10 protein-coding genes are annotated in these 12,328 nt (G+C 72.3%); 5 read left to right on the top strand and 5 right to left on the bottom strand.

Features of this window, described 5'->3' with window-relative positions:
- Window positions 1-7: 7 nt before the first annotated feature.
- Together ACPOLB_RS07580 and ACPOLB_RS07575 are read right to left on the bottom strand one after the other, a co-directional pair.
- Window positions 8-1,240 carry a multidrug effflux MFS transporter gene (locus ACPOLB_RS07580; RefSeq protein ID WP_425260700.1) on the bottom strand — a complete coding sequence of 411 codons (1,233 nt, stop codon included), beginning with the start codon at window positions 1,238-1,240 and terminating at the stop codon, window positions 8-10.
- 41 nt (window positions 1,241-1,281) lie between these two features.
- A complete protein-coding gene (locus ACPOLB_RS07575; protein WP_425260699.1) occupies window positions 1,282-3,306 on the bottom strand; it encodes a M14 family metallopeptidase in 2,025 nt (674 codons plus the stop codon).
- 154 nt (window positions 3,307-3,460) lie between these two features.
- On the opposite strand from ACPOLB_RS07575, the gene ACPOLB_RS07570 reads away from it, so the two are divergent.
- Both ACPOLB_RS07570 and ACPOLB_RS07565 read left to right on the top strand, forming a co-directional pair.
- A complete protein-coding gene (locus ACPOLB_RS07570) occupies window positions 3,461-4,420 on the top strand; it encodes a hypothetical protein (protein WP_425260698.1) in 960 nt (319 codons plus the stop codon).
- Between the two features lie 138 nt (window positions 4,421-4,558).
- Entirely contained in the window at window positions 4,559-4,963 is a 405-nt protein-coding gene (locus ACPOLB_RS07565; protein WP_425260697.1) for a hypothetical protein, read from the top strand.
- Between the two features lie 34 nt (window positions 4,964-4,997).
- Here ACPOLB_RS07565 and ACPOLB_RS07560 read toward each other — a convergent pair whose 3' ends face one another.
- Window positions 4,998-5,768 (bottom strand): pseudouridine synthase, encoded by a 771-nt coding sequence (locus ACPOLB_RS07560; protein ID WP_425260696.1) that lies wholly within the window; start codon window positions 5,766-5,768, stop codon window positions 4,998-5,000.
- A gap of 119 nt (window positions 5,769-5,887) precedes the next feature.
- On the opposite strand from ACPOLB_RS07560, the gene ACPOLB_RS07555 reads away from it, so the two are divergent.
- Both ACPOLB_RS07555 and ACPOLB_RS07550 read left to right on the top strand, forming a co-directional pair.
- On the top strand, window positions 5,888-6,316 hold the full coding sequence (locus ACPOLB_RS07555) for a CBS domain-containing protein (protein ID WP_425260695.1): 429 nt from the start codon (window positions 5,888-5,890) through the stop codon (window positions 6,314-6,316).
- A gap of 228 nt (window positions 6,317-6,544) precedes the next feature.
- A complete protein-coding gene (locus ACPOLB_RS07550) occupies window positions 6,545-8,407 on the top strand; it encodes an alpha/beta fold hydrolase (RefSeq protein ID WP_425261892.1) in 1,863 nt (620 codons plus the stop codon).
- Window positions 8,408-8,423: 16 nt separating this feature from the next.
- Here ACPOLB_RS07550 and ACPOLB_RS07545 read toward each other — a convergent pair whose 3' ends face one another.
- Both ACPOLB_RS07545 and mutL read right to left on the bottom strand, forming a co-directional pair.
- Entirely contained in the window at window positions 8,424-9,671 is a 1,248-nt protein-coding gene (locus tag ACPOLB_RS07545) for a glycerophosphodiester phosphodiesterase family protein (RefSeq protein WP_425260694.1), read from the bottom strand.
- 92 nt (window positions 9,672-9,763) lie between these two features.
- Window positions 9,764-11,629 (bottom strand): DNA mismatch repair endonuclease MutL, encoded by a 1,866-nt coding sequence (mutL, locus tag ACPOLB_RS07540; RefSeq protein ID WP_425260693.1) that lies wholly within the window; start codon window positions 11,627-11,629, stop codon window positions 9,764-9,766.
- Between the two features lie 44 nt (window positions 11,630-11,673).
- On the opposite strand from mutL, the gene ACPOLB_RS07535 reads away from it, so the two are divergent.
- On the top strand, window positions 11,674-12,324 hold the full coding sequence (locus tag ACPOLB_RS07535; RefSeq protein ID WP_425260692.1) for a DedA family protein: 651 nt from the start codon (window positions 11,674-11,676) through the stop codon (window positions 12,322-12,324).
- Window positions 12,325-12,328: the final 4 nt, after the last annotated feature.

The following is a 12,328-nucleotide window of genomic DNA, read 5'->3' as shown; positions in this document are numbered from 1 at the left end:
CGCACGCTCATCGCTGCGGCACCGGCAGGCGCCGCACCAGCGTCCAGGCCACCGTGGCGGTCAGCAGGCCCCACACGCCCACGCCCAGCGCGTAGGGCAGCACCTGGTCCGACAGCACCCTGCCCAGCCACTGCCCGATGCCGAAGGCCACCAGCGACAGCAGGCAGCCCGCCAGCGCCGACGCCGCACCCGCGTTGCGCGGGAACGGGCCCACCGCGCCAGCCTGGCCGCAAGGCTGGTGCAGGCCGTGGCCGAAGCAGAACAGCCACTGCGGCACCAGCACGGCCCAGACGCTGTGCACGCCGGCCAGCGCCAGCCCGACGATCAAGGCGGCGGCGGCCAGCGAGAACCGCCCGCCACGCGCCACCGTGCCGGCCATGCCGTGGCGCGGGATCCAGCGCCGGCACACGAAGGTGCCGGCCAGGTAGGCCACCGAGCCGCTGGCCATCGCGGCGCCGTAGGCTGCGGCCGACAGGCCCAGCATGTCCATGTAGACGAAGGACGATCCAGACAGGATCACGAACAGCCCGCCGTAGGTGCAGGCCGTCAGCAGCGTCCAGGCCAGGAACACCGGGTGGCGGCCGATCTGCGACCACGCGGCCAGCAGCGGCCCCGGCACGGTGGCGCGCGGGTTCTTGTGCAGCAGCGTCTCGGGCAGGCGCAGCGCCACGAAGGCCAGCGTCGCCGCGCCGCAGCCCGCCACCAGCGCCAGCGTCGCGCGCCAGCCCAGCGTGGCCGCCAGCAGCCCGCCCAGCGCCGGCCCGGCGATGGCGATCACGGCCAGCCCCGACAGCGCCAGCGACATCACGCGCGCGCCTTCGTGCGGTTCGTACAGGTCGCGCAGGATGGCGCGCGCCACCACCACGGCGGCGGCCAGGCAGGCGCCCTGCAGCGCGCGCGCGACGATCAGCGTCTCGATGCTGCCGGCCACCACGCAGGCGGCGCTGGCCAGCGTGTACAGCGCCAGGCCCCACAGCAGCACCGGGCGGCGGCCGACGCGGTCGGCGACCGGGCCCCAGAACAGCTGGCCGACCCCGAAGGCCAGGATCAGCGCCGACATCGTCAGCTGCACAGCCGTCATCGGCGCGCCCAACGCGCGCGTGAGCATCGGCAGGGCCGGCAGGTAGACGTCGGTGCTGACGGGCTGCAGGCCCAGCAGCAGGGCCAGCGCCAGCGCGGCGAGCGCGTGGGAGACGTGGCGCGGCGGCACGCTGGCCGCCGGCGGGGACAGGGAAGGCATCGGCCCGGATTATCAGGGCCGTGCCGGACCGGTGCGGCGGGCTAGAAGGTGATGCTCTGCTCCGCCGAGCACGTGGCCGTGCTGCCACTCAGGCAGACCTTGTAGCGCCAGGTGCCACGGCCGCGCTGCTCGGTGTAGCTGCCGTCGTTGGCGGTGCTGGCGAGCAGGGCGCCGTTGACGTAGAGGTCGACGTTGGCGCCGCTGGCGTTGGCCCAGGTGAGCGTCACGTCCCAGCGGTTGAAGCGCACCTTGGTGCCCGACAGTGCCAGCGTGATGGCCGGCGGCGGCGGCGGCGGGGTGCCGCCGATGTCCAGGAACACCGCGCTCACCGGGCCGGCCTGGCCGCTGGCGTCGATGCCGCGCACGAAGACGGTGTGGCGGCCGTTCGCCAGTGCCGCCGTGTCGAGCGTGCCGGTGGCGCCTTCGGTGCTGCTGTCGAAGCTGCCGTCGGCCGCGGCGAGCGCCAGCGGCGTGGCGCCGTCGGCCCAGGGCGGCACGTCGACGTAGGCCTGCACCGCGGCGATGGCCTGCACCGGCTCGGCGCCGTTGCTCTGCTGGAAGCGGGTGTCGCTGACGCTGGCAGTCAGCGTCACCGGCGTGCCGGCGTCGACCACGGTCGCGCTCAGTGCCAGCGCCGTGACATCGGGTCCGCCCGGCAGCTGGTACGGCGCCCGCGCCACCTTGGCGGCGTACACCAGCGCCTGCAGGTTCCTCGGCTTGATGGTGTTCTCGTAGCTCGTGCAGTCCTGGAAGAAGCTGGTGCCGAGCTCGAAGGTGTAGGCGGCCACGCCCAGCTCGCCGTAACCCGGGCCGTCGCTGGTGCCGTCGGTGGGGTACAGGCCGATCGACTGCGTGGGCGTGTAGTTGTTGAACCAGGCGAAGCGCCGGCCCAGCGTCTGCAGCGCGGCGCCGTTGGGCGCGGCGGTCGGGGTGTCGCCCCAGGGCCACAGCACGAGCTGGCTGTAGCTGTGCAGGTCGATGTGGATGCCGCTGGTGTCGGCCGGGGCGGCGTCGGTCTTCGCCGGGCCGCGGCGGTCGGGCCACAGGCTGCGGATGTAGGCCTCGACCGCGCGCGTCTCGGGCTCGCTCGCGGCACTGGGGCCGCGGTAGGTCAGGTCGCACTGGTTGCCGCTGGAGCCCTGGCCGTTGGTGCTGTTCCAGCTGAACGTGAAGTTGCGGTTGAGGTCGGCGCCGCGGTTGTTGCTGCGCGCGCCGCAGTAGGCGGTGTTGGTGTTCTTGCGCCACGACAGGCCCGACTCGGCCTTCTTGCGCCCGTCGGGGTTGGTGTGCAGCAGCAGGTGCACCTCGTGGTGGTCGAGCATCCAGGTGGCGTCGGCGTTGACGCCGTGGCCGTCGAACAGCCACTTCGCGAAGGCCAGCGACAGCGGCGCGGTGACGTACTCGCGGGCGTGGATGGCGCTGGTGATGAAGAGCCGGGGCTTGGGCGCGCCGCCGGTGCCGGTGGTGGCCGCGTTGGTCAGGCGCAGCACGGCCATGTCGTAGCCGCCGCGGTTGGTGCTCTTCTGCCACGAGTCGCCGATGTCGACCAGCGTGGCCAGCTGCGGCCGGGCCGCCGCCATGCCCTGCGCGGCGGCGAACGTCTCTTCCACCGTCTCGTAGCAGGCGTAGCCGGGGATGGCCTGCACGCCGACGTCGGCGGCGCTGGCGTCGGCGCTGCGGCGGCGGGCATTGGCGGCGTCGATGCTGTCGAGGAAGGCGTTGCGCCGGGCGATGAACTCGGTGGCCGGCTCCAGCCGGTAGCCGAAGCGCTGCAGGATCGCGGCGTGCTCGCCGTCGAGCTCGAAGATCTGCCAGCCACGTTCGTACTCGGTCTCCAGCAGGCGCCCGTGCAGCGAGATCGCGGCCTTGCGCGCGGTGGCGAGGTCGGGGAACCAGGCCTTGTAGAGGTCTTGCCGCTGGCGTTCGGTGGCGCGTTCCGCGGCCGCCTCGGCGCGTGCGTCGTGCGCGTGGCCGGGGCCGGCGGTGGCGGGCAGGGCTGTCGCAGCGAGCACGGCAGCAGCGGCGGTGGCCAGCAGGGCTGGCAGCGGAAGCAGGGAGCGTGTCATCGGGTTCTCGCGGTTCGTCGCAGGGCGGTGCCGCTTCGTCGCATTGGGTGCGCGGGGCGCCGGGGTGACGGCATGATGGTGCAATTCCACCGCCGTGCCATCCCCCCGAACCATGCTCTCGCGCACTTTCCGCACTGGCCTCACTCTTGCCGCCATGCTCGCCGGCACGGCGCTGCCGGCTGCAGCGCAGATGTTCCAGGACCCGGCGCTGGACGCGCTGTACGCGGCCGAACGCTACGGCGAGCTGGGGCGCAGCGGCCAGCAGCGGCTGGCGGCGCAGCCCGACGACCTGCAGGCGCTGCTGGCGGCCGGCATCGGCGCGTTGCAGCAGGGCGACGCGGCACGGCGCGAAGCCGTCATCGCCCAGGCCGAAGCCTGCGTGCAGCGCCAGCCGCAGGCCGCCGTGTGCCACTACACGCTGGGCGTGGTGCTGGGCGTGCATGCGGCCAGCGCCGGCATGTTCAAGCTGGCGTCCAGCATCGGCCGCGTGAAGGGCGCGCTGCAGCAGGCGCTGGCGCTGGCGCCGCAGTGGCACGCGGCGCGTGGCGCGGTGGTCGAGTTCTATCTGCTGGCCCCGGCGATGCTGGGCGGCGGCGTCGACCAGGCCCGCGCCACCGCACAGGCCGCACCGCGGCCCGAGCAGCAGCGTGCGCTGCTGGCGCGCGTGGCGCTGCAGGACCGCCAGTACGAAGCAGCGCTGGCGCAGCTGCAGACCATCCAGCCCGGGGCCGACAGCGCGCTGGCCGCCGACATCGACGCGTGGACACGCGGCGCAGCCTTCGGCCTCGTGAACGAGCGCCAGCCCGAGAAGGCGCGCCCGACCTTCGAGCGCCTGCGCCGCGAGCGGCCTGGGCTGGCGATCGGCCACTACGGCCTGGGCCGCGTGCTCAGCGACACCGGCGCGCCCGAGCAGGCACTGGCGCTGTACGCCCAGGCCGCGGCGCTGCAGGGCGCCGAGGCGCTGCCGCTGGACCACCGCATCGGCATCGCGTTGCAGCAACTGGGCCGCAACGACGCGGCGCGCGCGGCGCTGCAACGGTTCGTTGCGGCCGGCAAGGGTCCCAAGGCCAACCTGGACGACGCCAAGCAGCGGCTGGCGCAGCTGGGCACCTGAAGCGCTCGGTGCATGGCGGTGCGTGGCGGTGCGGGTAGGCGCTGTCCTACCCGCGCGCAGCCCGCCGTCTGCTGGCCGGCGGGCACACCGCGGCGCACGCTGCAGGTCTGCGCCGATCCGGCGTCACCAGGAGTCCGCATGTCCCGATTCGCACCGCTGTGCCTCACCGCCGCCCTGTTGCTGCCGGCCTGGGTGCAGGCCCAGACGCCGCAGCAGACCTACCGCCGCGACGTCGCCGACTGCGCCGCCGGCCGCCCCGGCCAGAGCAAGGCCGACTGCCTGTACGAGGCCCGCTCGGTGCTGCGCGACGCGCTGGCGCGCAAGCCCCAGCCCGACAGCAGCCCGCAGGCGCTGGCGGCGAATGCCGTGCAGCGCTGCCAGCGCCAGCTGCCGGCCGACCGCGCCGACTGCGAACGCCTGGCGCGCGGCGAAGGCACGCAGCAGGGATCGGTGGACGACGGCGCGGTGGTGAAGCAGATCGTGACGCGCACGGTGGGCCCGGTGCCGCCGCTGCCGGCTTCGTCGCCGGCCAGCGCGCCCTGACGGCGGCGGGTGCGCGTGCGCGTTCGGGCGCGCCTCAGATGAAGCGTTCGTGTTCGCCCAGGTAGCGCCACTGCCCGACCGGCAGCTGGCCCAGGCTGACGCTGCCGATGCGCACCCGCTTCAGGCCCAGCACCTGCAGCCCGACCAGCTCGCACATGCGGCGGATCTGCCGCTTGCGGCCTTCGCGCAGCACGAAGCGCAGCTGGTCCTCGTTCTGCCAGCTCACGCGTGCCGGGCGCAGCGGCTTGCCGTCGAGTTCCAGCCCGTGGCGCAGCCGGTCGAGCGCGCTGTCGGGCAGCGGCCCCGGCCGCTGGTGCTGCACCCGCACCAGGTACTCCTTCTCGACGCGGGTCTCGTCGCCGATCAGCAGCTTGGCGATGCGGCCGTCCTGCGTCAGCACCAGCAGCCCGGTGGAGTCGATGTCCAGCCGCCCGGCCGGCGCCAGGTGGCGCAGGTGCCCGGGGTGGAACTCCAGCCGGTTCGGGTCGGCCTTCCAGCGGTTGTTGCGCGTCACCAGCACCGAAGCCGGCTCGTAGCCGTCCTCGGCCTGGCCGCTGACGTAGCCCACCGGCTTGTGCAGCAGCACCGTGACGCGCTGCGCCTGCTGCACCTTGGCGCGGCCCTCGATGTCGATCACGGCATCGGGCTGCGCCCGCTGGCCCAGCACCGCGACCTGGCCGTTCACGCGCACCCAGCCGGCCTCGATCCACTCGTCGGCCTCGCGGCGCGAGCACAGCCCGCGTTCAGTCATCAGCTTGGACACGCGCACGCCGTCCGCGGCGGCGCTGGGGGGAAGATCGGCCATGCCCCGATTGGACCATGAGCAAGTGGTTCGCCCGCGGCCCGCCTGCGGGCACGCGCCCCTTGCGCCGCGGCGTCGTTTGTGTAGGCTCGCAGCACCCAGTCGCTTCGGAGAGTCAGGCCATGAAACCCGTCTCGGAACTGTTGCGCGCGCGCGAAGGCACGCTCTGGCACGTGCGACCCGACGAAACCGTCTTCAATGCGCTGCAGCTGCTGGCGCAGTACGAGGTGGGTGCGCTGATGGTGATGGACCACGGCAAGGTCGTCGGCGTGGTCTCCGAGCGCGACTACACGCGCAAGGTGGCGCTGCAGGGGCGCAATTCGAAAGAGACGCAGGTGCACGAGATCATGACGCGCAACGTCGTCTCGGTCGGCCCGCGCACCGGCACGCGGCAGTGCATGGCCCTGATGCGCGACAAGCGCATCCGCCACCTGCCCGTGATCGACGGCGACACCGTGCTGGGCATGATCTCGATCCGCGACATCATGGACGACATCATCGCGTTCCAGGACGAGACCATCGGGCAGCTGGAGAACTACATCCAGTCCTGAGGCGCGGTGCCGCCGGGGATCCGGACGGCGTTCATGCCGGCGGGGCGGCAGCTCGGGCCTCGCCAGCGGCGTTTCGTCTCAAGGGATGGTGCCCCGGCGCGGGCGCTCGCGATACTGGGCCGCATGAAGCTGCCCTCCGTGTCGAACCTTTCCGTGGCGCTGGCTCTCGTGGCTGCGTCGATCGCCGTGGCCCTGGTGCTGCCGGTGCCGGCGCGTGCCCAGGCGGCCATGGCCGCGGCCGTCCCGCCCGAACTGCCGCTGCGCGACTTCTTCCGCAGCCCCGAGCGCGCCTACTTCCGCATCAGCCAGAGCGGGCAGTGGCTGTCGTTCATGCAGCCGGCGCCGGGTGACGGCGGCCCGACGCCGCGGCGCAACATCTTCGTGCAGCGCCTGCGGGGCGGTGTTCCTGTCGGGCAGCCGCGGCAGATCACGCGCGAGAGCGCGCGCGACATCTCCAGCTACAGCTGGAAGGGCGACGGCACCGTGCTGTACGAGAAGGACTTCGGCGGCGACGAGAACTTCCACATCGTCGCGGTCGACGCCGCCACCGGCAAGAGCCGCGACCTGACCCCCTGGGACGGCGTGCGGGCGTCCATCGTCGACGACCTGCCCGACCAGCCCGGCGTGCTGCTGATCTCGCACAACCGGCGCGACGCCAAGGTCTTCGACGTGCTGCGGCACGACCTGCGCAGCGGCCGCGAGACGGTGGTCGCCACCAACCCCGGCAACGTGGTGGGCTGGATCACCGACCACCGCGGCCAGGTGCGGCTGGGCGTGGCCAGCGACGGCGTCAACAACACGCTGCTGGCGCGGGCGCACGACCGTGACGCGTTCAAGCCGTTGCTGAGCACCGACTTCCGCACCAGCGTGAATCCGCAGTTCTTCCACGCCGACAACCGCCGCTTCTACGCCGTCAGCAACCGCGGCCGCGACAAGGCGGCGCTGGTGCTGATCGACCCCGCCCGGCCCGACGCCGAGGAACTCGTGTTCGCGCACCCGCAGGTCGACGTCTACAGCGCCACCTGGTCGCGGGTGCGCAAGCAGCTCGACACCGCGGTGTTCCAGACCGAGAAGACCGGCCGCCACGTCTTCGCGCCGCGCACCGCGACGCTGTTCCAGCGGCTGGAGCAGGCGCTGCCCGGCATGGAGATCACGCTGCAGTCGGTCACGCTGGACGAGACGCGCTTCATCGTTGCCGCCAGCAGCGACCGCACGCAGGGCGCGCGCTACCTGTACGACCGCCGCAGCGACCGGCTGACGAAGCTGGGCGACGTGGCACCGTGGCTGCCGCCGGCGCAGATGGCGCCGCAGCAGCCGGTGGTCTACACCGCCCGCGACGGCCTGGAGATCCCGGCCTACCTGACGCTGCCGGTGGGCCGCGCACCGAAGAACCTGGCCTGCATCGTCAACCCGCACGGCGGGCCGTGGGTGCGCGACAGCTGGGGCTTCCACCCCGAGGTGCAGTTCCTTGCCAACCGCGGTTTCTGCGTGCTGCAGATGAACTACCGCGGCTCCACCGGCTACGGCCGCCGGTTCTGGGAAGCCAGCTTCGGCCAGTGGGGCCTGAAGATGCAGGACGACATCACCGACGGCGTGCAGTGGCTGGTGCAGCAAGGCATCGCCGACCCCAGGCGTGTCGGCATCTACGGTGCCAGCTACGGCGGCTACGCCACGCTGGCCGGCGTGGCCTTCACGCCCGACCTGTATGCCGCGGCCGTGGACTACGTGGGCGTGAGCAACCTCTTCACGTTCATGAAGACGATCCCCCCGTACTGGGAACCGTTCCGCCAGCAGATGTACCAGATGGTCGGCAACCCCGAGAGCGAAACCGACCGCGCGCGGCTCACGGCCACCTCACCGGTGTTCCACGTCGACCGCATCCGCACGCCGCTGCTCATCGCGCAGGGCGCCCGCGACCCGAGAGTCAACAAGGCCGAGAGCGACCAGATGGTCGCCGCGCTGAAGCAGCGCGGCGTCGAGGTGCAGTACCTCGTGAAGGACAACGAGGGCCACGGTTTCTCGAACGAGGAGAACCAGTTCGAGTTCTACGGTGCGATGGAAGCGTTCTTCAAGACGCACCTGAAACCGTGACCCCCGGCGCCGCGGCTTACTTCAGCCCGGCGCAGTTGGCGTAGAAGGTGGTGGTGGCCGGCCAGTCGCTGAAGACGCCGATCACGCCCACCTGCTTGGCCAGCACGTCCAGCACGCGCATCAGGTCGCCTTCGCGCTGGATGGCGCTGTCGAAGCCCTGGAAGTAGAAGCCGTTGTTGCCGTCGGCCAGGATGCCCGAGCGCTCGACCGTCCAGGTGATGATGTCCAGGCCCGCGGCCTTGGCGTTCATCGCGTAGGGCGACGGCACGATGTTGCCGGCGGCGTCGGCCTTCAGCAGCGCGAAGGTCGGCGGGGCGACGATGTTGATGCCCTGTGCCTTGTAGTTCAGCAGGTCGGCGGCGCTCGGCAGGTCGGCGTCGGAGTTGGCATCGTCCAGGAAGACCGCCTGCTTGCCGAATGCCGGCTCCTTGTTCACCCAGTACAGCACGTCGGGCTGGTAGAACGACTGCGGCCAGACATTGCGCGCCGGCACGCCGGCGGCCTTGTACTCGTCGATCATCTTCTGCGCGTACTGCTCCTGCGTGAAGCCGTCGAAGGGCATCGCCACGCTCGGGAACTTCAGCTCGGGCGTCATCTTCACGCCCAGGCGCTTGAAGAGCTCGATGCTCTCGGCGTGCGTCAGCAGCGTGCCGCTGCTCGGGCCCGAGTACAGGTCGGTGCGGAAGTTGGCGGTGCCGGCCAGGTACTCGTTCACCGTGCGCGCGCGCGTGTTGGCGGCGTCCATCTTGCCGCGCAGCGTCTTGAACTCGGCCAGCGTGATCTCGCTGGTGCGGCACTCGGCGCTGGCCGGCGTCAGCAGGTTGCCGGCGGCGTCGAAGGTGGCCGGCGTGAACGGCTTGACGCAGGTGCTGGCCAGCGGCGTGGCCAGGATGTTGGTGGTGGTGTGCAGGTCGTTCTGCGCGTGGCGGCAGACGAGCTGCTTGTCCTTCGTGAACGTGACGTCGCACTCGACGATGCCGGCGCCGCTGCGCGCGGCGGCTTCGTACGACTCCTTCGTGTGCTCGGGGAACTGCAGCGCCGCGCCGCGGTGGCCGATGGACCAGTCGCGCGGGGTGAACACGGCCTTCTTCGCGCACGACTGCAGCTGCGTCTTCAGCGCGCTGTCGTTCATGTCGTTCACGAGGAAGAACGGCCGCGGGCCCATCTGGGCGGCGCGCACGGCGTCGGGGGCGGGGCTGGCGCAGGCCAGCAGGGGGCTCAGGGCGGCTGCGGCCAGCAGGCCGCGGGTCCAGGACAGTGGCATGGGGTCTCCTCGGTATGGTTGTCGGAAATGCCGACAACAGCATAGGCTGCGAGTCTCCCCACTGTCGATGGCGCCTGTGTGACGGCGCGTGTTCAGCGGCCGCGCAGGAACAGCGCGTCGAGCTCCTTCATCGTCACCTGGCGCCAGGTGGGTCGGCCGTGGTTGCAGGTGTCGGCGCGCTCGGTGGCTTCCATGTCGCGCAGCAGCGCGTCCATCTCGTCGAGCGTCAGGCGTCGGTGCGCGCGCACGGCGGCGTGGCAGGCCATCGTGGCGAGCAGCTCGTCGCGCGCGCGCTGCACGGCGCGGCTGGCGCCCACGGCGCCCAGCTCGGCCAGCACCGAGCGCGTCAGCTCGGCGAGGTCGGCATCGGGCAGCGCGGCAGGGCGGCTGCGCACCACGAGCGTCGTCGCCGACAGCACGCCCACGTCCAGCCCCAGGGCCAGCAGCGCGGCCTGTTCGGTGTCGGCCGTGGCGCGCTCGGCATCGGTGGCGGCGAAGCTCACCGGGATCAGCAGCGGCTGCGACGGCAGCGCCGTGCTGCTGTCGGCCGCCTGCTTCAGCCGTTCGTAGACGATGCGCTCGTGCGCCGCGTGCATGTCGACGACGACCAGCCCGTGCGCGTTCTCGGCCAGCACGTAGACGCCGCCGATCTGCGCCACCGCGCGGCCCAGCGGGTGCGCAGCAGGCTCGGCAGCGGGCAATGCCTCAGGCGTCGACGTGGTCGGCGGCATGCGCAGGCCGGCCCAGGCGGCCAGGCCACCGCTGCCCTGCGGCGTGCTGCGGACGCCGTCGCCGGCCCAGCGCGGCACCGGTTCCTGCGCGGCCGGGGCGGCCAGCGGCAGCGACGGCTGCCAGCTGGTCGATGGCAGCCTGGCCACGGCGGCGCCGTCTGCGTCTTCGGGCGTGCCAGGCGCAGTGGGCGGCACCGACGGCGCCGCCGGCAGCGGCACCACGGCGGCCCGCGTGGCCGCCAGCGTGTCCTGCACCGCGCGGTGCACGGCCTGGTGCACGGCACGCCCGTCGCGGAAGCGCACCTCGATCTTGGTCGGGTGCACGTTCACGTCCACCAGTTCGGGCGTGATCTGCAGGAACAGCGCGTAGGCCGGCTGCTTGCTGCCGTGCAGCTGGTCTTCGTAGGCCGAGCGGATGGCGTGGGCGATCAGCCGGTCGCGCACGAAGCGGCCGTTGACGAACAGGTACTGCTGGTCGCTGCGCGTGCGTGCGGCCTCGGGCTGGCCGGCGCGCCCGTGCAGCTGCAGCGGCCCGGCCGCCACGGCCAGCGGGCGGCTGGCGGCGATGAAGTCGCGGCCCAGCACGTCGGCGATGCGCGTGGCCTCGTCGGCGGCGCGCCACTGCGCCACGAGCCGGCCTTCGTGCCACACGGCAAAGCCCACGTCGGGCCGCGCCAGCGCATGGCGGCGCACCGCATCCAGCGCGTGCGCCAGCTCGGTGGCATCGGTCTTCAGGAACTTGCGCCGCGCCGGCGTGCTGAAGAAGAGCTCCTGCACTTCGACCGTGGTGCCCACGGCGCGCGCCGCGGGCTGCAGCTCGCCGCTGCGCGCGTCGAGCCGCGTGGCGTGCGCGGCGCCGGCGGTGCGGCTGGTGATGGCCAGGTCCGAGACGGAGGCGATGGCGGCCAGCGCCTCGCCGCGGAACCCCATCGTCGCCACCGATTCCAGCTCGGCCAGCGACGCGATCTTGCTGGTGGCGTGGCGCTTCAGCGCCAGCGGCAGCTCGGCGGCGGGGATGCCGCCGCCGTCGTCCTCGACCACGATGCTGCGCACGCCGCCGGCGGCCAGGCGCAGCGTGACGTGCGTGGCGCCGGCGTCGAGCGCGTTGTCGACCAGTTCGCGCACCACCGAGGCCGGGCGTTCCACCACCTCGCCGGCGGCGATCTGGCTCACCAGCGTGTCGGGCAACTCGCGGATGGGGCGGCGTGGCGAGAGCACGGCGTTCATGGACCGGAATTGTAGGAGGCGGGCTGTCGCGATAATGCGCCGCCATGGACCTCGTCGCCGCCCTCATCGACTTCATCCTGCGCGTCGACGTGCACCTGATGCAGTTCGTGCAGACCTACGGCGCCTGGGTGTACGCGCTGCTGTTCGCAATCATCTTCGTCGAGACCGGCGTCGTCGTGATGCCCTTCCTGCCCGGTGACTCGCTGCTGTTCGTGGTCGGCGCGCTGTGCGGCCTGGGGCTGATGAGCCTGCCGCTGACGCTGGTGCTGCTGGTGGTGGCGGCGGTGCTGGGCGACCAGGTCAACTACAGCATCGGCCGCCACGTGGGCCCGCGCGTGTTCCGCTGGGAGCACTCGCGCTTCTTCAACCGCGCGGCGTTCGACCGCACGCACGCGTTCTACGAACGCTACGGCGCCTTCGCGCTGATCGCCGGCCGCTTCATGCCCTTCGTGCGCACCTTCGTGCCGTTCGTCGCCGGCGTGGGCGAAATGACGCGCAGCCGCTTCACGCTGTTCAACGTGATCGGCGCGCTGGTGTGGGTGCTGGGCATCACCACGGCCGGCTACCTGTTCGGCAACATCCCGTGGGTGCAGGCCAACCTGAGCAAGATCATCTGGGCGATGATCATCGTGCCGGGGCTGTTCGTGCTGTACGGCGCCTGGAAGGCGCGCAGCGCCGGGGTGCAGCCGGGCTGAGGCC

This window comes from Rubrivivax soli, from assembly GCF_049810355.1.
Classification (GTDB): Bacteria; Pseudomonadota; Gammaproteobacteria; order Burkholderiales; family Burkholderiaceae_C; genus Rubrivivax.
This window is presented reverse-complemented; position numbering and strand designations above follow the sequence as displayed.

Coding starts and splice junctions, on each gene's coding strand:
- ACPOLB_RS07580 (WP_425260700.1), bottom strand. CDS start 1,240: ATGCCTTCCCTGTCCCCGCCGGCGGCCAGCGTGCCGCCGCGCCACGTC.
- ACPOLB_RS07575 (WP_425260699.1), bottom strand. CDS start 3,306: ATGACACGCTCCCTGCTTCCGCTGCCAGCCCTGCTGGCCACCGCCGCT.
- ACPOLB_RS07570 (WP_425260698.1), top strand. CDS start 3,461: ATGCTCGCCGGCACGGCGCTGCCGGCTGCAGCGCAGATGTTCCAGGAC.
- ACPOLB_RS07565 (WP_425260697.1), top strand. CDS start 4,559: ATGTCCCGATTCGCACCGCTGTGCCTCACCGCCGCCCTGTTGCTGCCG.
- ACPOLB_RS07560 (WP_425260696.1), bottom strand. CDS start 5,768: ATGGCCGATCTTCCCCCCAGCGCCGCCGCGGACGGCGTGCGCGTGTCC.
- ACPOLB_RS07555 (WP_425260695.1), top strand. CDS start 5,888: ATGAAACCCGTCTCGGAACTGTTGCGCGCGCGCGAAGGCACGCTCTGG.
- ACPOLB_RS07550 (WP_425261892.1), top strand. CDS start 6,545: ATGGCCGCGGCCGTCCCGCCCGAACTGCCGCTGCGCGACTTCTTCCGC.
- ACPOLB_RS07545 (WP_425260694.1), bottom strand. CDS start 9,671: ATGCCACTGTCCTGGACCCGCGGCCTGCTGGCCGCAGCCGCCCTGAGC.
- mutL (WP_425260693.1), bottom strand. CDS start 11,629: ATGAACGCCGTGCTCTCGCCACGCCGCCCCATCCGCGAGTTGCCCGAC.
- ACPOLB_RS07535 (WP_425260692.1), top strand. CDS start 11,674: ATGGACCTCGTCGCCGCCCTCATCGACTTCATCCTGCGCGTCGACGTG.